Annotated in this window: 13 protein-coding genes and 1 pseudogene; 7 read left to right on the top strand and 7 right to left on the bottom strand. The window is 72.2% G+C overall.

Features of this window, described 5'->3' with window-relative positions; all coding sequences use genetic code 11:
- Window positions 1-65: 65 nt before the first annotated feature.
- Window positions 66-689 (bottom strand): DJ-1/PfpI family protein, encoded by a 624-nt coding sequence (locus ABZZ38_RS23460; RefSeq protein WP_356743136.1) that lies wholly within the window; start codon window positions 687-689, stop codon window positions 66-68.
- Between the two features lie 12 nt (window positions 690-701).
- A complete protein-coding gene (locus ABZZ38_RS23455) occupies window positions 702-1,670 on the bottom strand; it encodes a GlxA family transcriptional regulator (protein WP_356743133.1) in 969 nt (322 codons plus the stop codon).
- Window positions 1,671-1,793: 123 nt separating this feature from the next.
- Here ABZZ38_RS23455 and ABZZ38_RS23450 point away from each other — a divergent pair, with 123 nt between their 5' ends.
- The 4 genes from ABZZ38_RS23450 (at window position 1,794) to ABZZ38_RS23435 (ending at window position 5,718) form a co-directional block, all read left to right on the top strand.
- Complete coding sequence (locus ABZZ38_RS23450) at window positions 1,794-2,660, top strand: hypothetical protein (RefSeq protein ID WP_356743131.1); 867 nt, start codon at window positions 1,794-1,796, stop codon at window positions 2,658-2,660.
- Window positions 2,661-2,795: 135 nt separating this feature from the next.
- The gene (locus ABZZ38_RS23445) at window positions 2,796-2,927 is read left to right on the top strand and encodes an LPFR motif small protein (RefSeq protein ID WP_356743128.1); all 132 of its coding nucleotides are present in this window, start codon (window positions 2,796-2,798) and stop codon (window positions 2,925-2,927) included.
- An 83-nt stretch (window positions 2,928-3,010) separates the two neighbouring features.
- Window positions 3,011-5,392 (top strand): Tex family protein, encoded by a 2,382-nt coding sequence (locus tag ABZZ38_RS23440; RefSeq protein WP_356743126.1) that lies wholly within the window; start codon window positions 3,011-3,013, stop codon window positions 5,390-5,392.
- 146 nt (window positions 5,393-5,538) lie between these two features.
- Window positions 5,539-5,718, top strand: a complete 180-nt coding sequence (locus ABZZ38_RS23435; RefSeq protein ID WP_356743124.1) for a hypothetical protein — start codon at window positions 5,539-5,541, stop codon at window positions 5,716-5,718.
- Between the two features lie 46 nt (window positions 5,719-5,764).
- Here ABZZ38_RS23435 and ABZZ38_RS23430 read toward each other — a convergent pair whose 3' ends face one another.
- The 4 genes and pseudogenes from ABZZ38_RS23430 to ABZZ38_RS23415 all read right to left on the bottom strand — a co-directional run.
- On the bottom strand, window positions 5,765-7,402 hold the full coding sequence (locus tag ABZZ38_RS23430) for an ABC-F family ATP-binding cassette domain-containing protein (RefSeq protein WP_356743120.1): 1,638 nt from the start codon (window positions 7,400-7,402) through the stop codon (window positions 5,765-5,767).
- Window positions 7,403-7,789: 387 nt separating this feature from the next.
- Entirely contained in the window at window positions 7,790-9,526 is a 1,737-nt protein-coding gene (locus ABZZ38_RS23425) for a BCCT family transporter (protein ID WP_356743226.1), read from the bottom strand.
- 115 nt (window positions 9,527-9,641) lie between these two features.
- Window positions 9,642-10,931 carry a M14 family metallocarboxypeptidase gene (locus ABZZ38_RS23420; RefSeq protein WP_356743117.1) on the bottom strand — a complete coding sequence of 430 codons (1,290 nt, stop codon included), beginning with the start codon at window positions 10,929-10,931 and terminating at the stop codon, window positions 9,642-9,644.
- Window positions 10,932-10,993: 62 nt separating this feature from the next.
- A pseudogene (locus ABZZ38_RS23415) lies at window positions 10,994-12,346 on the bottom strand (CocE/NonD family hydrolase); the annotation flags it as partial.
- A 260-nt stretch (window positions 12,347-12,606) separates the two neighbouring features.
- Between ABZZ38_RS23415 and ABZZ38_RS23410 the strand changes: the two are divergent.
- Window positions 12,607-14,184: a M1 family metallopeptidase gene (locus ABZZ38_RS23410; RefSeq protein ID WP_356743115.1), complete on the top strand. Its 1,578-nt coding sequence runs from the start codon at window positions 12,607-12,609 to the stop codon at window positions 14,182-14,184.
- Between the two features lie 150 nt (window positions 14,185-14,334).
- On the top strand, window positions 14,335-15,387 hold the full coding sequence (locus ABZZ38_RS23405; protein WP_356743224.1) for a LacI family DNA-binding transcriptional regulator: 1,053 nt from the start codon (window positions 14,335-14,337) through the stop codon (window positions 15,385-15,387).
- 63 nt (window positions 15,388-15,450) lie between these two features.
- Here ABZZ38_RS23405 and ABZZ38_RS23400 read toward each other — a convergent pair whose 3' ends face one another.
- Window positions 15,451-18,231, bottom strand: coding sequence for a glycosyl hydrolase (locus ABZZ38_RS23400; protein WP_356743113.1), 2,781 nt, complete (start codon window positions 18,229-18,231; stop codon window positions 15,451-15,453).
- Window positions 18,232-18,469: 238 nt separating this feature from the next.
- Here ABZZ38_RS23400 and ABZZ38_RS23395 point away from each other — a divergent pair, with 238 nt between their 5' ends.
- Window positions 18,470-19,765: an extracellular solute-binding protein gene (locus tag ABZZ38_RS23395; RefSeq protein WP_356743111.1), complete on the top strand. Its 1,296-nt coding sequence runs from the start codon at window positions 18,470-18,472 to the stop codon at window positions 19,763-19,765.
- Window positions 19,766-19,872 lie beyond the last annotated feature (107 nt).

The raw sequence follows: 19,872 nt of genomic DNA, 5'->3' as shown, positions 1-19,872 counted from the left end.
CGGCGCCACCGCGCGGGCGCCCGGCTGCGGACCCGGCGCGGCCGGTCGCGTCCCCCGGGTGCCGCTCAGGCGGCCTCATTGCGGCAGCGGGCGACGATCGCGGCCGGGGCCTTGCCCGGGGAGCCCGCGTCGTAGGGGGGCTCGGGGTCGTACTCGGTCATCAGCTGTACGGTCTGGGCGACCCCGTCGCCCGCGATCCGGCCGACCAGGTGGAGGGCCATGTCGATGCCGGACGAGACGCCGGCGGCCGTGACGTACTTGCCGTCGAAGACGACGCGCTCGCCGGTCGGTTCGGCGCCGAGCGCCTTCAGGTCGTCCATCGCGAGCCAGTGGGTGGTGGCGCGGCGGCCCTTGAGGAGGCCCGCGGCCGCCAGGAAGAGCGAGCCCGTGCACACCGACGTGGTCCAGGTGCTGGTGGCGTCCACCGCGCGGAGCCAGTCGAGCAGGTCCTCGTCACGGGTGGCCTCCGCCACATCGGGTCCGCCGGGGACGAGGACGATGTCCGGGCGGGGCACCTCGGCCAGGGTGCGGTCGGCGACGAGGGCGAGGTTGCCCTGGTCGTTGCGGACGGGACCGGCCTCCTTGGTGACGAACACGGTCTCGGCGCCGGGCAGTTGGCTGACCATCTCGAAGGGGCCCACGGCGTCGAGAGCGGTGAAGCCGGGGTGGAGGAGGATGGCGATCTGCATGAGGGTGGCCTTTCAGTGGGTGGGTGCGGGGGCCTGGAAGCGGCGCCGGTATTCGGCGGGCGGGGTGCCCAGCGCCTTGACGAAGGCGCGGCGCATCGCCTCGGGCGTGCCGTAGCCGGCCGCGCGGGCGACTTCCCGAACGCCGCCGCGGGTCTCCTCCAGGAGACGGCGCGCGTGCTCCAGGCGGACGCGCTCGACGTACCGGCCGGGGGTGGTGCCGGTCTCGGTCCGGAAGGCGCGGGCGAAGTGGCGGGGCGAGAGCCGGGCGCGGGCGGCCAGGGCCTCGACGGACAGGTCGGCCGCCGGCTGTTCGGTGATGAACTGCTGGAGCTCGCGCAGCGGTTCCCGGCGGGCGGTCTGGGCTGCGAGCTGGACGCTGAACTGGGCCTGGTTGCCGGGGCGGCGGAGGAAGACCACGAGGTGGCGGGCGATCGTGAGCGCCGCGTCGCGGCCCAGGTCCTCCTCGACCAGGGCGAGGGCGAGGTCGATGCCGGCGGTGACCCCGGCGGAGGTGGAGAGCTTCCCGTCGCGTACGAAGATCGGGTTCGGTTCGACGTCCACCGCCGGGTGGTTGCGGGCGAGGTGGTCGCAGAACGCCCAGTGCGTGGTGGCGCGGTGGCCGTCCAGCAGACCGGCCTCGGCGAGCAGGAGTGCGCCGGTGCAGACCGAGACCAGGCGGTCGGCGCGCGGGGCGTGGGTGCGCAGCCACTCGATCAGGCGGGGGTCGGGGTTGGCGGTGCCCTCGCCGCCGGGGACCAGCAGGGTGTGCGGCCGGTCGGCGTCGGCCAGCGAGCTGTCGGCGGCCAGCCGCAGGCCGCTCTGGGTGCGGACGGGCGATCCGTCGAGCGATGCGGTGCGGATCGGGTACGCCCCGGGGTCACCGCTGACGTGGGCCGCTCCGGCGAACACCTCCACCGGCCCGGTGACGTCCAGGCTCTGCACGTCGTCGAAGAGGACGACGAGTACGGATCGCTTCGTCATGCCTCTCATCCTTCGGGCAGGCGCGGACGTCCACAAGGACGAACAGCCCACCTTTCCTGCCATCACGCCTGCCATGCGGAGCCGGGCCTGGCTGACGTACCAACCAGTCGGTAACCTGCGGTTATGACGACTCTGCCGCCGCGCGCCGGACGCCGCTGCCACAACGCCCTGAACCCGATCCACTCGTCGCTCTACTTCTCCCCCGACTACGCCGAGGAGCTGGCCGGCCTCGGTGTCGAGGACTCCTCCGCCGCGTACTTCGCCGGGCGCGCCGCCGCGATGGGCGCCGTCGGCCCCGGTGTCGTCGCGGCCACGTTCTACAACTTCAACCACGAGCTGATCGCCCGGCACCTCCCGGCCGTCTGGGACATCGCCTCACCCGAGGAGGTGCTGGCGGCGCGGCTGCGGGCCGCCGACGCCACGCTGCGGCGTCTCCTCGGCGACGCGACGGTCACCTCCGAGGCGATGGCGGAGGCCGCCGGGCTCGCGCTGCGCGCCGCCGAAGGGTGCACGCGCCACGCCCGCCCGCTGTACGCCGCGCACGCCGACCTGCCCGTGCCCGAGGAGCCGCACCTCGCGTACTGGCACGCCGCGACGCTGCTGCGCGAGCACCGCGGTGACGCGCACCTGGCCGCGCTGCTCGACGCCGGGCTCGACCCGCTGGAGGCGCTGGTCAGCCACACGGCCACCGGCAAGGGCATGGCGCCACGCTGGATCCTCGCCACGCGCGGCTGGCGACGCGCCGACTGGGACGCGGCGGCCGGCCGGCTGCGCGAGCGGGGCCTGCTGGACGAGCGGGGCGAGTTGACGAGTGCGGGCTCCGCCCTGCGCGCCGAGGTGGAGGACCGTACGGACCGCCTGGACGCCGCTCCGTACGAGCACCTCGGCGCGGCGGGCGTCGAGCGGCTCACCGAACTGGGGCGGGGCTTCCTCGGCGCCGCGGTCGCCGCGGGCGCGTTCCCGGCTGACCTGGCGGGCGGCAAGGACTGAGCCCGGGACCGGGAAGCGGGCGCCGAGGCGGTTCGCCCGGAGGGAGCCGGGAGAGAGCCGGGAGGGGGAGACGTTTCGCCGGATGCGCGGCGGCAATCCGCACAGGGCGACCCCGACAGCACCTGGAGGTGCCCCGTGCGCACGATCGCCGACTTCTTCCGCATGATCGGTTCCGCCGTCGCCACCGTGGTGACCCTGCCGTTCCGGCTGCTCGCCCGGCTGTTCGGCGGGGCCTCGCGCGGCGGGGGCCGGACGCGCCGCGCCTGAGGACAGGGCGCGCGACACGTCGCACGGTGACCCGGCAGAATGCATCCGCAAGCTGGAGGCACGAGAAGGCGAGTCGGGACACCGTGACGACGTCCATCGAAGGCAGGATCGCCGAGGAGCTCGGCGTACGCGAGCGGCAGGTGAGAGCGGCCGTCGAGCTGCTCGACGGCGGGTCGACCGTGCCGTTCATCGCGCGCTACCGCAAGGAAGCGACCGAGATGCTCGACGACGCGCAGCTGCGCACGCTCGAGGAGCGGCTGCGCTATCTGCGGGAGCTGGAGGAGCGGCGGAGCGCGATCCTCGACTCGGTACGCGAGCAGGGCAAGCTGACCGAGGAGCTGGCGGCGCGGATCCGCGCCGCCGACACCAAGGCGCGGCTGGAGGACATCTACCTGCCGTTCAAGCCGAAGCGGCGCACCAAGGCGCAGATCGCGCGCGAGGCCGGCCTGGAACCGCTCGCCGACGGGCTGCTCGGCGACCCGTCGGTGGAGCCGCTCGCCGCGGCCGCCGCGTTCGTCGACGCCGACAGGGGCGTCGCGGACCCGGCCGCCGCGCTGGAGGGCGCGCGGGCGATCCTCACCGAGCGGTTCTCGGAGGACGCCGACCTGATCGGCGAGTTGCGTGAGCGGATGTGGACGCGCGGGCGGCTGGCCGCCAGGGTCCGGGAGGGCAAGGAGGAGTCGGGCGCGAAGTTCGCCGACTACTTCGACTTCTCCGAGCCGTTCACCGAGCTGCCCTCGCACCGGGTGCTGGCGATGCTGCGCGGCGAGAAGGAGGACGTCCTCGATCTGGTCCTGGAGCCCGAGGAGCCGGTGGAGGGGCCTTCGTCGTACGAGGGGATCATCGCCTCCCGGTTCGGGATCTCGCAGCAGGGCCGGCCGGGCGACAAGTGGCTGGCCGACACCGTGCGCTGGGCCTGGCGGACCCGGGTCCTGGTCCACCTCGGGATCGATCTGCGGTTGCGCCTGCGTACGGCCGCGGAGGACGAGGCGGTACGGGTCTTCGCGGCGAACCTGCGCGACCTGCTGCTGGCGGCGCCGGCGGGGACGCGCGCGACCCTCGGGCTCGACCCCGGTTTCCGTACGGGCGTGAAGGTCGCCGTGGTCGACGCGACCGGCAAGGTCGTCGCCACCGACACGATCCACCCGCACGTGCCGGCCAACAAGTGGGACCGGTCGCTGGCGACCCTGGCGCGGCTCGCCAAGGAGCACGCCGTCGAGCTGGTCGCCATCGGCAACGGCACGGCGTCGCGCGAGACCGACAAGCTGGCCGGTGAACTCATCGCCAGGCACCCCGAGCTGAACCTGACGAAGGTCATGGTGTCGGAGGCGGGCGCGTCGGTGTACTCGGCGTCCGCGTTCGCGTCGCAGGAGCTTCCGGAGCTGGATGTGTCGCTGCGCGGAGCCGTGTCCATCGCGCGCAGGCTCCAGGACCCGCTCGCCGAGCTGGTGAAGATCGACCCGAAGTCGATCGGCGTCGGCCAGTACCAGCACGACCTGTCCGAGGTGAAGCTGTCGCGGTCGCTGGACGCGGTCGTCGAGGACTGTGTGAACGGCGTCGGTGTCGACGTCAACACCGCGTCGGCGCCGCTGCTGTCGCGCGTGTCGGGCATCGGCTCGGGCCTCGCCGAGAACATCGTCGCGTACCGCGACGCCAACGGCCCCTTCCGGTCGCGCAAGGCGCTCAAGGACGTGCCGCGGCTCGGCCCGAAGGCGTACGAGCAGTGCGCGGGCTTCCTCCGCATCCGGGGCGGGGACGATCCGCTGGACGCCTCCAGCGTGCACCCGGAGGCGTACCCGGTGGTGCGGCGGATGGCGAAGACGACGGGCGGCGAGGTGGCGTCGCTGATCGGCAACACCTCGGTGCTGCGGTCCCTGCGGGCGGACGACTTCGTGGACGAGACGTTCGGTCTGCCGACGGTCACGGACATCCTGCGGGAGCTGGAGAAGCCGGGGCGCGACCCGCGGCCGGCGTTCAAGACGGCCACCTTCAAGGAGGGCGTCGAGAAGATCGGCGACCTGGAGCCGGGGATGGTGCTGGAGGGCGTCGTCACGAACGTGGCGGCGTTCGGCGCGTTCGTGGACGTCGGTGTGCACCAGGACGGGCTCGTGCACGTGTCGGCGATGTCCCGGAACTTCGTCAAGGACCCGCGCGAGGTGGTGAAGCCGGGCGACGTGGTGAAGGTGAAGGTGCTGGAGGTCGACGTTCCGCGCAAGCGGATCTCGCTGACACTGCGGCTGGACGACGAGGCCACGGAGTCCGGCGCGGCGTCCAAGCGCGAGCGGGGCGGGGGCGGCCGGCCCCCGCGACAGCGCCAGGGCAGCGGCGGTGGCGGCCGTGACCGGCGCGGTGGCGGCGGGCGTCCGTCGCAGGCGTCGCCGGCGCCCGCGAACAGCGCCATGGCGGAAGCCCTGCGCAAGGCCGGCCTGCTGGGCGGCGGGAACGACGGCAAGGGCCGCCGTTGACGCGTCACGCGTGACGCCCGAACCGGGGCGGGCGGGGGCTTCCCCGCCCGCCCCGGCGCGTTTCGGCCGAGGTGCGGGCGCGAACCGGCTGTGTGACGCTGGCCGCGTCACGCCACCATCCGACGACGCGGAAACGGGAGACGGTCATGAACCAGGTCGGAGACAAGCCCGAAGAGGTCCGCAAGCGCCTGGAGGAGGAGAAGCGCCAGGCACCGAACCGGGACCGGGACCGGGACCGCAAGCCGTCACGGCCGGGCGAGCCCGAGGGGGCGGCGTCGGACGACGACATGTACGACACGTACGAGGAGCCCGAGGACCGCCCGTAGCGGCGGGCGGCCGGCGGGCGGCCCTCAGGCCCTCAGCGGGGGTGCGTCACTGCTCGGTGACCTTGCCGTCCGCCACCTCGATGCGGCGTGCCGTCCTGACCGCGTCCAGCATGCGCCGGTCGTGGGTGACGAGCAGCAGCGTGCCGGTGTACGAATCGAGGGCCGACTCCAGCTGCTCGATGGCCGGCAGGTCGAGGTGGTTGGTCGGCTCGTCCAGCACCAGCAGGTTCACGCCGCGGCCCTGGAGGAGGGCGAGCGCGGCGCGGGTCCGTTCGCCCGGGGAGAGGGACGTCGCCGGGCGCAGGACGTGGTGCGCCTTGAGGCCGAACTTCGCCAGCAGGGTGCGCACCTCCGCCGGCTCGGTGTCCGGCACGGCCGCGCAGAACGCGTCCAGCAGGGCCTCCGTCCCGTGGAAGAGCCGGCGCGCCTGGTCGACCTCGCCGACGACGACGCCGGAGCCGAGCGCGGCGTGGCCGGCGTCCAGCGGGAGGCGGCCGAGGAGCGCGGCGAGCAGGGTGGACTTGCCCGCGCCGTTGGCGCCGGTGATGGCGACCCGGTCGGCCCAGTCGATCTGGAGCGAGACCGGCCCGAAGTGGAAGTCACCGCGCCGCACTTCCGCGTCGCGGAGGGTCGCCACGACGGAGCCGGAGCGCGGGGCCGCGGCGATCTCCATCCGTAGCTCCCACTCCTTGCGCGGCTCGTCGACCACGTCCAGGCGCTCGATCATGCGCTGGGTCTGGCGGGCCTTGGCAGCCTGTTTTTCGCTCGCCTCGCTGCGGAACTTGCGACCGATCTTGTCGTTGTCGCTTGCCTTGCGGCGCGCGTTCTTGACGCCCTTGTCCATCCAGGAGCGCTGCATCTGGGCGCGGCCTTCGAGGGAGGACTTCTTGTCGGCGTACTCCTCGAACTCCTCGCGGGCGTGGCGGCGGGCGGTCTCCCGCTCCTCCAGGTACGCCTCGTAACCGCCTCCGAAGAGCCGGATCTCCTGCTGGGCGAGGTCCAGTTCGAGGACCTTCGTGACGGTTCGGGCGAGGAATTCCCGGTCGTGGCTGATGACGACCGTCCCGGCGCGCAGCCCCTGGACGAAGCCTTCCAGCCGCTCCAGCCCGTCCAGGTCGAGGTCGTTGGTCGGCTCGTCGAGCAGGAACAGGTCGTACCGGGACAGGAGCAGCGAGGCGAGGCCGGCGCGGGCGGCCTGGCCGCCGGAGAGGGAGGTCATCGGCTGGTCGAGCCCGACGGTCAGGCCGAGGGACGCGGCGACCTCGTCGGCCCGCTCGTCGAGGTCGGCACCGCCGAGGTTCAGCCAGCGCTCCAGGCTCACGGCGTACGCGTCGTCGGCGCCGGGCGTGCCGTCGACGAGACCCTGGGTGGCCGCGTCCATCGCCACCTGGGCGGCGGCGACACCGGTGCGCCGGGCGAGGAAGTCGCGTACGGTCTCGCCCTCGCGCCGTTCGGGCTCCTGCGGGAGGTGGCCGACGGTGGCGGTGGGCGGTGACAGGCGCAGTTCACCCTGCTCGGGTGTGTCCAGCCCCGCGAGCAGGCGGAGCAGGGTCGACTTGCCGGCGCCGTTGACGCCGACGAGGCCGATCACATCGCCGGGTGCGACGACGAGGTCGAGGCCGGAGAAGAGGGAACGCTCGCCGTGGCCGGCGGCGAGGTCCTTCGCGACGAGGGTTGCAGTCATCAGGGGGCCGATCCTATCGGGCGCCTGGTCAGGGCGGTCCGGCGAACGACCGTCGAGGGTCGGCGGCCGGGCGGCCGGGCAGCTCGGCCGACCCGGACCGCCTCGCCGACGGGCTCGACGTGCTCGACCGGCTCGACCGGCTCGACCGCCACGATGCGCGACCGGCCACGATGCGCAGGCCGCGCCGGGGCCGCTCGGCGAGCCGGGCGGGCGGGTCCGTCCACGGCGTCTTCAGGCGCGCGGCGGCCCGCGGCCCACGCGGGCCGCCGGCGGTGTGACCGGCACGAGGGGCTTCGACGGCCCGCGCCCCGTGGAATGACGTGCACCCCGGTCCCGCCCCGGCCGGGCGCGCGCGTGGTGCGGCCGGCAGGGACGTACGGGGTGGGGTCACGGGGTCCCGGGACGGCTCCCGGAGCCGGGGGCCTCGTCGTCCGGCCCCCCGGAGTCCGTCCGCTTCCGCGCCTCCGTGTCGGAGCCCGGGCCGATGCGGATCTCGAAGTCGCCCGCGTACTTCTCGTGGCCCGCGATGACCGCCTCCTCCACGGCCTCCTCGGCGAGTTCGCCGCGCACGATCAGCGGGTCCCGGCGGAGGTCACGCATCAGGGACACGCACATGCCGAGCATCACCAGCACGAACGGGGCCGCGACGAGGATCGTCAGGTGCTGGAGACCGGCGAGCGCGTCGCCCTTGCCCTGGCCGACGAGCAGCATCACGGCCGCCACTCCGCCGGTCACCACACCCCAGAAGACGACGACGATCCGGGCCGGCTCGAAGGTCCCCTTCTGTGAGAGCGTGCCCATCACGATGGACGCCGCGTCGGCGCCCGAGATGAAGAAGATCCCGACCAGGACCATGACCAGCAGGCTCATCACACCGGCGATCGGGAACTGCTGAAGGACGCCGAAGAGCTGGCCCTCGGGCGTGGTCTCGCCCCCGAGCCGGTTGCCCTCCTGGAGGCGCATCGCCGTACCGCCGAAGATGGCGAACCAGATCAGGCTGACGGTGCTCGGCACCAGGATGACGCCGCCGATGAACTGACGGATGGTCCGCCCTCGGCTGATGCGGGCGATGAACATGCCGACGAACGGCGTCCACGAGATCCACCAGGCCCAGTAGAAGACCGTCCAGTTGCTCAGCCAGTCGGCGACCCCGCCGCCACCGGTCGCCGCCTCCGTGCGGCCGGCGAGCTGCGCGAGGTCGCCGATGTAGGAGGCGAGCGAGGTCGGTACGAGGTCGAGGATGAGGATGGTCGGCCCGGCGACGAAGACGAAGATCGCGAGGATGACGGCCAGCACCATGTTCGTGTTGGACAGCCACTGGATGCCCTTCTCTACGCCGGAGACGGCCGAGAACACGAACGCCACCGTCAGCACCGCGATGATGGCGACGAGCAGCCCGGTGCTGGTCTTCCCCATCCAGTTGAGCTCCCTGAACCCGCTGCCGATCTGGAGTGCACCGAGGCCGAGGGAGGTGGCGGACCCGAAGAGGGTGGCGAAGATGGCGAGGATGTCGATCACACGACCCGGTGCGCCCTCGGCGCGCTTCTTCCCGATGAGCGGTTCGAAGACGGCGCTGATGGTCTGTCGCCTGCGGCGCCGGAAGGTGCTGTACGCGATGGCGAGGCCGACGACCGCGTAGATCGCCCAGGGGTGCAGGGTCCAGTGGAAGAGCGTGGTGGCCATGGCCGTCTGCATGGCGTCCGCGGAGTCGGCGGGGTCGGTGCCGGGCGGCGGGGTCGTGTAGTGCGCGAGGGGCTCGCTGACGCCGTAGAACATCAGGCCGATGCCCATGCCGGCGCTGAACATCATCGCGACCCAGGAGACGGTGCGGAACTCCGGCTCCTCGTGCTCCTGGCCGAGCTGGATCCGTCCGTACCGGCTGACGGCCAGCCAGAGAGCGAAGACGACGAAGCCGGAGGCGGCCAGGACGAAGGCCCAGCCGCCGTTGTGCATCAGGCCGCTCAGCATCGAGTCGGAGACGGTCTCCAGCGCCTTGGTCGCGGTGGATCCCCAGATGACGAAGGCGAGGGTGAGGACGGCCGTCACGCCGAACACCACCCGGTCGGTGACGGGCGGTTTGTCCTCGTGCGGGTGACGGCCGGGGAGGGCCGCCTTCACCGGCAACCGCAGCCGTTGCCCCGTCTTCTGTTCGTCGTGCGACACAACGGCACCTTTCGCGCGTTCAACGTGATTTCGCTCTTCGGTACCCCCTACCACACTGGTCACTTCTGAATCGGGATCAACAGGCGGTGGCGGGCTGACCCGTGGTGATGCGGTACGCGGCACGCGCGTCGAGGAGCAGCGCGACCAGGGCGCGCCGGGACTGCCGCAGGGGCACGAGGGCGGAGCCGTCCCCGTCCGGGCGCGCCCGTACGCCGTGCAGGGCCAGCTCGTCCCGGACGTCGGCGTACTGCTCCGGGCTCAGGCGGTAGGCACAGGGCGGGTCCTGGATGACCTCGGCCGGCTCGGCCGGGTCGTTGTCGGCGCCGCCGACGTGGACCGGCCCCCGGTCCGCCAGGCCCTCGCGCCGGGCGGTGGTCGTGGTCGCCTCGATGCTGCCGCGCCGCGCGTCGGAGTACCGGAACAGGCTGCCCAGGGCGACGAGGTGGGTGCGGACACGGCGGCGGTTGTTGAGCGCCGCGTCCTCCTTCTCGGCCTCCGTGAGGGGGGTCACCCTGGTCTCGACGAGCAGGCCGACGGCGTGCTTGAGGCCCGCCGTGTTGCGCAGGATGCGCTCCTGGCCGTCCCCGGCGACCTGCTTGACGGGCTCGCCGGTGGCGGGATCGGTCCAGATGCCGTAGACGCCGGTGGTGTGTCCGGCCCGCTCGGCGGCGGGACGGACGTACGACTCGGAGAGGGTGCGCGCCTCGTCGTGCACGCGCGCGTGCGTGTTGAGGTTGCGCGGCCAGAGCGCGAGGAGGGCCTTGTCGTAGTACGGCGGGGTGGCGTCGTACTCGTGCAGGTCGTGGACGACGTCGGGGCGGTGGTCGCGGATCACGGCGGCCAGGGCGCGGCCCTCGGCGGTCCTCAGGGCGATGTGGTCGCGGTTGATGTCGACTCCGTCGGCGTTGCCGCGGGTGTGGGCGGCCCGGCCGTCGGGGTTGGCCGTGGGGACGACGAGGACGGTCGTCCGGGCGAGGAAGCGGCTGGTGGCCGCGTCCTTGGCGTACGCGAGGTCGCGGATGGTGGTGAGGCAGGCCTCCCGGCCGGAGGGTTCGTCACCGTGCTGGCTGCATATGAGCAGCACGGTGTGGGAGGTACGGGCGGTGCCGATGGTGACGAGCTGAAGGGGGCGGCCCTGTTCGGTGGTACCGATCCGGGTCATCGACACGCGGTCGCTGGCCCGGTCGACGGCGGCGAGGAAACGTTGCTCCTCGGGCAGGGCGGTCCAGCGGGCCCCGGCGCCGGCTTCGAAGCCGGTGCGGGGTGGCGGGGGCGGCGACGCCTGCGACGTCGGCGCGGTGACGAGCGGCAGCGCGAGGGCGGCGGCGGTGACGGACAGCAGGGCACTGCGGACGCGTGGCCTCATCGGGTGCTGCCTCCAGAGGTCGGGAATGTCACGTGCGGGGTCGGGTGCGGCGTCGGGTCCGGGCGCGACGCCCAGTCGATCTCGCCCAGAGCCGGGTCGTCGGTGAACGTCTCGGTCGCGCCCGGCCGGGCCGGGGTGAGGGACAGGGTGCCGACGCCGGCTGCCGCGCCCTTGGCGGGGCGCAGGATGGTGGTGTGCGTGGCGCGCGGCGGCCAGAGACGGTCGGTGGACCACCGGTCGGGGGCCCGCTCGATGTCCGCCATCGGCTCCCGGTCGACGCCGTTGTCGTAGCCGAGCAGGTAGTGGTCGAACCAGCGGTGCAGCGTACGCACCCACTCGGCGCGACGGAAGTCGAACGGGTCGACGTGCCCGGCCTGCGACAGCCAGATCTTGCGCTCGACGCCGTGCCGGGCGAGGGCGTCCCACCACTGACCGAAGTGTTTGGCGCGGACGTTGAGGTCCTGCTGCCCGTGGACCAGGAAAACGCTCGCCCTGACCCTGTCCGCGTCCGGTAGGTGGTCGCGGTCGTCCCACAGGCGCGTCCGGTCACCGGTGCGCGGCGCGCCGTCGATGAGCCGCTGCTGGACGTGGGCGCACCGGGCGCGGGCGCCGGGGCTGTTGACGTATTGCGAGAGCCGGTCGGGGCCGGAGTCGTAGAGCGGGGCGCCCTTGGCGAAGTAGTAGTCGTACCAGGAGGAGATGGCGCCGATCGGGACGATGGTCCTCAGCCCCTCGACGCCGGTGGCGGCGACGCCGTTGGCTATGGTGCCGTCCCAGCTCTTGCCGATCATGCCCGTGTCGCCGGTGGACCAGCCGGTGGCGGAGGCGCGGTCGGAGCCGGTACGGCTGGTGTAGGCGCGGGCGCGGCCGTTCAGCCAGTCCACGACGGCTTTGGCGGACCGGACGTCGGAGGGGCCGCCGACATCGGAGCAGCCGTCGGAGCGGTTGGTGCCGGCCAGGTCCACGGCGACGAAGGCGTAACCGCGCGGTACGAAGTAGTTGTCGTAGAAGAGCGGGAAACGGACGGGGTGTCCGTTCGCGTCGTACGTCTTCTTCTCGCTCTCGTTGCCGCGCCCGCAGCAGGAGTAGTACGGGCCGGCTTCCATGATCACGGGCACTTTCCGGCCGTGTTGGGCGGCCTCGCGGGGCCGGACGATGTCGGCGGCGACCCGGTCGGTCCGCCCGTCACGGTCGCCGTCGAGGCCGGTGTCGACCCAGACGGACTCGCGGATGGCGTTCTCGTACGAGTGGACGGGGACGGACTGGCGGACGGAGGCCGAGGGGTCGGCCGGGGATTCGGAGGTGTCGCTCCGCGCGCTCGCGGCCGGGGTCAGGACGGCGGACAGCAGTGCGGCCGCCGCGGCCACGGCCAGGGGTCTCCTCGCCGGGCGGATGCCGCGCACAGGTATGGGCATGGGCGGGAACGTACACGGGCCGACTGCCGTACAGAAGAGCGCCGCGGAGGCGCCGCAGCCGTCCGGGGACGGGCCATGAGCTCTCCCTGACGGCGCTTCTGGTCGGGCTGCTTGCCGGGCTTCCGGCCGGAGGTTCATGTCGGGGCTTCATGTCGGCCGAATGGCGATCGTGTGACGGGTGGGGCCATGGACATGACTGTGCCCACGGGGGTGAATAGCCTTCAGGAGATCTTCCGTCCATACGACTTGGAGAGCTTGACGTGCACCGCAGACTGATCGCCCCGAGCGCTCTCGCCGCCTCCCTCCTGCTGGCGATCCCGGCATCGGCGGCCGATTTCACTCCGGGTTCCCCGGGTATCGGCGACCCCTATTACCCGGCCAGCGGCAACGGTGGCTACGACGTGTCGCACTACGACCTCCGGCTGAAGTACCAGCCGAAGACGGACCTGCTGGAGGGTACGGCGACGATCCTCGCCACCACCAAGCAGAACCTGTCCCGCTTCAACCTCGACCTCGGCCTGAAGGTCAGCGAGGTCCGGGTGAACGGCACCAAGGCGAGGTTCGCCACCTCCGGCGACCACGAGCTGGAGGTCACCCCGGCCACGCCGCTGGAGAAGGGCCGGACCATCTCGGTCGTCGTCCGGTACGCGGGCAAGCCGTCCGAGCTGAAGATCGGCGGCTGGACGGCCTGGCACCGCACGCCCGACGGCGGTGTCGCCGCCCAGGAGCCCGACTCGGCCGTGTGGTGGTTCCCGTCCAACGACCACCCTCTGGACAAGGCGACGTTCGACGTCTCCGTCTCCGTGCCGGACGGGACGCAGGCGATCAGCAACGGCGTCCTGCAGTCGCAGTCCTCACGGCTCGGCTGGACGCGCTACAACTGGCGCTCCAACAAGCCGCAGGCCACCTACCTCGCCACGCTCGCCGTCGGAAAGTTCGACATCACCACCGACAAGACCGACAAGGGCCTGCCCGTCCTCAACGCCTACAGCAAGGACCTCGGCGACAACGCGGGCGCCGCGCGCGCCAGCATCGAGCGCACGAAGGAGGTCGCCGAGTGGCTGGAGGAAGTCTTCGGGCCGTACCCCTTCAACGCGCTCGGCGGTTACGTCCCCAACGTGACCAGCGGCTACGCCCTGGAGACGCAGACCCGCCCGTTCTACAGCCCGCGCCAATTCGCCAACGGCGCCAACGTCTCCGTCGTCGTGCACGAGCTCGCGCACCAGTGGTACGGCGACAGCGTGTCGGTGGACGGCTGGAAGGACATCTGGGTCAACGAGGGCTTCGCCCGCTACAGCCAGTGGCTGTGGTCCGAGAAGGAGGGCGAGGGCACCGCGCAGGAGCTGGCGGACTACGTGTACGCACAGCACCCGGCCGACGACGCGTTCTGGACGGTCAAGCCGGGCGACCCGGGCCCGGACCACCAGTTCGACATCGCCGTGTACGACCGGGGCGCGCTCGCCCTGCAGGCGCTGCGCAACGAGATAGGTGACGAGGACTTCTTCACCATCCTCAAGGGCTGGCCGACCGAGCGGGCCTACGGCAACGCCAAGGTGGGCGATTTCGTGAAGTACGCCGAGCGCGTCTCGGGCAAGCCGCTGGCGGAGCTCTTCGACACCTGGCTGTACCAGCCGTCGAAGCCGGCGGCGCCCACCGCGGCCGAGGCCGGCATCGCGGCGCGGTCGCGGTCGGCGGACGCGCCCGGTGCGGCCGCCACCCCCGCCCAGCCGAAGTCGTGGAAGAAGATCGCCGCGACGAACACGATCCACGACCACGACCACGACCAGAACCAGGAGCAGAACCAGAACCAGAACCAGGACCACGGGCACGATCACTGAGCCCCCCGCCGTCACCGCCGCCCTGCTCTTTGGGGGCGGCGGTGACGGCGTCCAGGTTTTGAGAGCGCTCTCACAGCCACTCGGCGACCGGATACCCTGCTTCTGTACGTCCGGTCCCGCCGTGTCGCCGAGGAGCGTCCCTTGCCCGCCTTGCCCGATCCGCCCCCGGGGACCCGTCCCACCCTGGAAGCCGTCGCCGCCCGCGCCGGGGTGTCCCGGGCGACCGTCTCCCGGGTCGTGAACGGCGGCGCGGGCGTCCGCCGGCCCCTGGTGGACAAGGTCCGTCAGGCCGTCGAGGAGCTCGGCTACATCCCCAACCACGCGGCCCGCACCCTGGTGACCCGGCGCAACGGCGCGGTGGCGGTGATCATCGCCGAGCCGGAGTTCCGCGTGTTCTCCGATCCGTTCTTCGAGCAGCAGGTGCGGGGCATCAGCCGTGAGCTGACCGCCCACGACTCCCAGCTCGTCCTGCTGTGGGTGGAGGGGCCCGGTGACTACGACCGGATCGGTCGCTACCTGGGCGGCGGGCATGTCGACGGCGCCCTCGCCTTCTCGGTGCACGACGACGACGAACTCCCCGCGATCATCCGGCGTGTGCAGGTGCCGGCGGTATTCGGCGGGCGGCCGGGCTGGCCGGGCGCGACCGCCGGCCTCGCCGTGCCGTACGTCGACTGCGACAACCGGGGCGGCGCCCGGGAAGCGGTGCGGCATCTGCTGTCGCTGGGCCGCGAGCGCGTCGCGCACATCGCCGGGCCGCGCGACCAGACCTCCGCGACGGACCGGCTGGACGGGTACCAGGACGTGCTGCTGGACGCCGGCCCGGGGCTGATCGCGCAGGGCGACTTCACGGAGGAGAGCGGGGCGCGGGCGATGGCCGAGCTGCTGGAGCGTCGGCCCGACCTGGACGCGGTGTTCGCGGCGAACGACCTGATGGCGTCCGGGGCGCTACGGGTGCTGCGCGAGCGCGGGCTGCGCGTGCCCGAGGACGTCGCCCTGGTGGGCTTCGACGACATGAGGTCGATCGCCGAGTCCACCGATCCGCCGCTGACGACGGTCCGCCAGGACATCGAGGGCATGGGCCGCCTGATGGTCCGGCTGCTGATGCGCGTGCTGAGCGGACCGGAACAGGCCGAGCCCGGGGCGGGCAGCGCCCCGGGCTCGGTGATCATGCCGACGGAACTGGTACGGCGGGCTTCCGCCTGATCTCCGTACGGATGACCATGCGTACCGATGACTCCGGTACGGAAGGACCGTCCGTACGGACGGCTATCCGTACGGGATGACCAGGACGGATCGGTCCGTACCAGTCTGGAGCTTCGCCATGCCGTTGCCGATGGCGGGCCACACCTCAAGGCGTACGGTGCCGCCCTTCAGATCGCCGAGGGCGCCCGTGGCCGACTTCAGCCCGCGCCCCTGGTTGTACTCCTCCCAGCCCACCGCGGGGTCGGTCGCGAAGTAGTGGTACGTCTCCGTCCGTTCGAAGGTGCCGTCACCGGTCAGGTCGTAGCTGACGCGGGCCTGCTGGCCGAGGCCCACCGAGGTGCCCGCGTCCACCTGGAGGCGGAAGGCGGTGGCGGCGCCCGGCCGCACCGTGCCCGTGACGCCCTTCGCCACGTACACCAGCGGCTGGTACGGGGTGCCGTCGTGGTTGGCTCCGCCCGCCGAGGCGATGGTGTCGCTGCCGGCCGTGGCGCCCGTGGCCGTCGTCAGGGTGCCGCCGGTGCGCAGTTGGAAGGTGTTCCCGGTGGACGGCCCGGGGTCGCCGGGGTCCGGGTCGCCGCCGCCCGTACCCGTCCCGGTGGCCGTCGACCGGGCCGGGACGGTGAGCTTCGCGCCGTCGGAGAAGGTCACGGTGCGGGCGGTGGAGCCGTGGTTGTGGGCCGCGTACGTCCGTACCGTGCCCTTGCTGAAGACGGCCGAGGTCGGGATGTCCCCGGTGACGGTCGCGTCGGGGGCGCCGAGCGTGTCCATCGTGGCGATCCAGTGGTACGTGTGCGCCTTGGACTCGCCCTGCTCCGGCGTGTACGCGGCATGGCCCGCGTCCCACTTCGACTTGGCGGCGGCCGGGTCGGCGAGCGACTGGAACTCCCAGAGGATGTCGCGCCATTCGACGGCCGGGCCGCCGTTCTCGCGCTCCATCTCGGCGATGTTGCGGCGGATGGCCGCCTTCTCCCCACCGAGGTGCAGCGAACCGCCGGTCACCGGCAGGACGTTGATGCCGTGGATCTCCTCGGGGTTGGCGGTCCACCAGGTCGAGTAGGCGGCGCCGCTCCCCCACACCATGCCGGCCGTGTCGTGTCCGAAGGAGGCCGGGAAGACCTGCTGGTCGGCGTCGAACCAGTACTGGGCGATGGCCTCGGACTCCGTGGTCAGCAGATAGACGCCGAGGTCCCGCAGGGCGGTGTCACCGGTGGCCGAGCCCCACAGGACCAGCCCGGCGCTCAGATTGGTGGACTCCGACGACGACTCCTGGTTGTTGCCGGCCGCGAAGCCCTGGTGGCCGGAGGCCCAGCTGTGGCCGGCGTACACGTCGAAGCCGCGCAGGAAGGGGAAGGCGGTGTCGGTGCGGCTGGGGTTGGCCGCGTCGCGGACGAGCGTCTTGACCATGCCGCCCCACGCCGAGTCGGCGGCCCAGGCGGGGTCGTACTGCGCGACGATCGCCGCCGCGTACACGTAGTACGAGTAGTGGAAGTGGTGGTCGTTGAGCTCGGTGTCGCTGCCGTAGGAGGCGGGGTAGCCGGTCAGGGTCTTCCAGGCCCTGTCGTACGAGAACTCGTTCGCGCCGCCCGCCGTGAACCAGTCCTGGAGGCGGCCCTTGAGGAGCCCGATGAGCTTGTCGCGGGTCGCGGTCTCCCCGATCTGCTCGGCGACGGGCACGAGCTGGGCGAGGCGTCCGAGGGCCTTGCCCGTCCAGTACGTGTCGGTGGCGCCGGAGAAGGGGTCGGCGGCGTTGGCGGCCTCGTTCAGGTAGCCGCGCAGCCGGGCCGGGTCGACGCCGGACGACTTCGGCAGCCCGGGCAGCACGGCCGCCGCCCGCTGGCCGGTCGAGAACGCGGTGCCCTCGCGGACCTTCATGGTGCCGCGGGGTGAGACGTACGTGTAGGGCGTGAGCGGGTCCGTACTGTTCAGCCACTGGTGACGGTAGAGGGCCTGGAGAGTGCCGGTCTCGGTGCCCTCCTGCGCCTGCGTGGTGAGCGTGTACGTGGCCCGGACCGTGCCGCCGGTGTAACTCCAGGTCACTTTGGAGCCGGTCACGAAGCTGAAGGCGTACTTCCGGTACGTGGCCAGGGCGTCCGTGGACGGCAGGACGGCCAGCGAGAAGTAGTCCTTCGCCCCGAGGGCCGCCGTCAGGGTGGAGCCGGAGACGGACCAGTCGCTGCCCGTGGGGGCGAACAGCGCGTAGTGGTGGCCGGCGACGGTGATGCCGAGGACGTTGCCCTGGTCGGCGAAGACGGTGGGCGCGGTGGCGGTGGTCACGTGGGCGCTGCCACCGGTGCCCTTGGCGTATACGAAGGGCAGGCCGTGTCCGATGGTCGTACGGAGGGTGCGCGTGCCGTCGGACCAGTAGGGGGTGACGGTCCAGTCGGACCAGGTGTCGGCCTTGGTGTCGGGCGCGTTCAGGCCCGTGAGCCCGAGGGTGAGGTCCCGCTTGTGGGCGTACTCGTACTGGCGGCCGTCGCCGACGATCGCGGGGGCGGTCGGGTAGCCGATGTCCAGACCGGCGGCGGTGGCCTGGTACGTGAGGGGGTGGCCGTACATGGGGGTGGACCAGGGGTTGTCGCCGTAGCGCTGGAAGGCCAGTGACGACCACCAGTCGTTGGTGGGCACGGGCTTGCCCTGGGCGGCGGCGGTGAGCTTGGGGCTGACCGGGGCGCCGGTGTTGGTGGTGGGGCCGGAGGTTCCGGCGGGGCGTGTGTCCGAGTAGCTGCCCGCTCCGACGGGGACGGTGGCGGCTGCGGCCGGGACGGCGGCGGGACCGGCCAGGCCGAGGGTGGCCAGGGTGGTGGCCAGGAGCAATGCGGCTGATCGGGTGCGCGGGGATCTCATGGACTGCACCTCGAGGAGTGGGGGTCGAGCACTTGAGAGCGCTCTCATTGCGGAGGAACGTAAAACTCCTGAAACATGACTGTCAATAGATCGCGCACGCAACGGAATTGGGGGTGTCGGCCCCGCCGTTACGCGTTCGAGTCTTGACGGCGGCCGGGTGCGCCGGGCACGCTCCAGACGCATCTTCTGAGAGCGCTCTCAGATCTCGCTCGCACTTCCGAAGCCAAGGAGGCTTCTCATGCCCATCGCCCGAGCCGCCAGAAGGGCCGCCGTCCGACTCGGCGCGGTCGCCCTCACCGGGGCCCTGCTCGCCGCCTGCGGATCCGGCGCCTCGGACGACGCGTCCGACGGCACGGTCACCATCACCGTCGACCTCTTCGGCTCGTTCGGCTACAAGGAGGCCGGGCTCTACGCCGAGTACGAGAAGCTGCACCCCGGCATCAAGATCAAGCAGACGGACACCGAGGACGAACAGGACTACTGGAAGTCGCTCCAGACCCGGCTCGCCGGCGGTGGCGGTCTCGCCGACGTCCAGGGCATCGAGGTGGGTCGCATCGCCTCCGTCACCCAGCAGCAGGCCGACAAGTTCGAGGACCTCACCGCGTACGGCGCCGACAAGCTCAAGGGCCAGTTCGCCGAGGCCAAGTGGTCGGCGGCGACCACGAAGGACGGCCGCGTCCTGGGGCTCGGCACCGACGTCGGACCCGAGGCGATGTGCTACCGCACGGACCTCTTCGAACAGGCCGGGCTGCCCACGGACCGCGCCGAGCTGGCCAAGAAGTGGGCCACCTGGGACGGCTACCTGGAGCTCGGCAAGCAGTACAAGGCGAAGGCCCCCGCCAAGAGCGCCTGGCTCGACAGCGTCGGCAGCCTCTTCACGATCATGATCGGACAGGAGAAGGAGCGGTACTACGACGCCTCCGGAGAGCTGATCTACGAGTCGAACCCCGCCGTCAAGGCCGCCTGGGACACCGCGGCGGAGGCCGCCGACGCCGGGCTGAGCGCCAAGCTGGACCAGTGGTCGCCGCAGTGGAACCAGGCGTTCGCCGCGGGATCCTTCGCCACGATCCCCTGCCCCGCGTGGATGCTCGGCTACATCAAGGGCCAGGCCGGTGACGCCGGGCGCGGCAAGTGGGACATCGCCAAGCTGCCGGGCGGCGCGGGGAACTGGGGCGGCTCCTACCTGAGCGTGCCGCGCGCGGCGAAGCACAAGAAGGAGGCCTACGAGCTGATCCAGTGGCTGACGGCCCCCGACCAGCAGGCCAAGCTCTTCCGGAAGCAGGGGAACTTCCCCTCGTCCACGGGCGCCATCGCCAAGGTCGCGAGCGCCAAGGACCCGTACTTCTCCAACGCCCCCATCGGCCAGATCTTCGGCGACGCGGCGAAGGCGGCGCCGGTGCAGGTCCTGGGCGTCCACGACAAGAACGTCGCCGACCAGATCACCAACGCGCTGAGCGAGGTGGAACGGAAGGGCACGCCCGCGGACAAGGCCTGGTCCACCGCGAAGAAGGGCGTCGCCAACGTCACGGGCTGACGGTGCGGGCGGGCCGGGTTCGCCCGGCTCCCCCCCCCCCCCCCCCCAGGTGGGGCCGGGTCTGTCGGGGTGGCCCCCCGGGGTTTTGCTTCCGCCAGAAACGAAGA

Source organism: Streptomyces sp. NPDC006368, from assembly GCF_040612535.1.
Classification (GTDB): Bacteria; Actinomycetota; Actinomycetes; order Streptomycetales; family Streptomycetaceae; genus Streptomyces.
This window is presented reverse-complemented; position numbering and strand designations above follow the sequence as displayed.

Excerpts from the sequence above, each read along its gene's own strand:
- ABZZ38_RS23420 (WP_356743117.1), bottom strand. The coding sequence starts at position 10,931 with ATGAGGCCACGCGTCCGCAGTGCCCTGCTGTCCGTCACCGCCGCCGCC.
- ABZZ38_RS23460 (WP_356743136.1), bottom strand. The coding sequence starts at position 689 with ATGCAGATCGCCATCCTCCTCCACCCCGGCTTCACCGCTCTCGACGCC.
- ABZZ38_RS23430 (WP_356743120.1), bottom strand. The coding sequence starts at position 7,402 with ATGACTGCAACCCTCGTCGCGAAGGACCTCGCCGCCGGCCACGGCGAG.
- ABZZ38_RS23450 (WP_356743131.1), top strand. The coding sequence starts at position 1,794 with ATGACGACTCTGCCGCCGCGCGCCGGACGCCGCTGCCACAACGCCCTG.
- ABZZ38_RS23395 (WP_356743111.1), top strand. The coding sequence starts at position 18,470 with ATGCCCATCGCCCGAGCCGCCAGAAGGGCCGCCGTCCGACTCGGCGCG.
- ABZZ38_RS23435 (WP_356743124.1), top strand. The coding sequence starts at position 5,539 with ATGAACCAGGTCGGAGACAAGCCCGAAGAGGTCCGCAAGCGCCTGGAG.
- ABZZ38_RS23400 (WP_356743113.1), bottom strand. The coding sequence starts at position 18,231 with ATGAGATCCCCGCGCACCCGATCAGCCGCATTGCTCCTGGCCACCACC.
- ABZZ38_RS23455 (WP_356743133.1), bottom strand. The coding sequence starts at position 1,670 with ATGACGAAGCGATCCGTACTCGTCGTCCTCTTCGACGACGTGCAGAGC.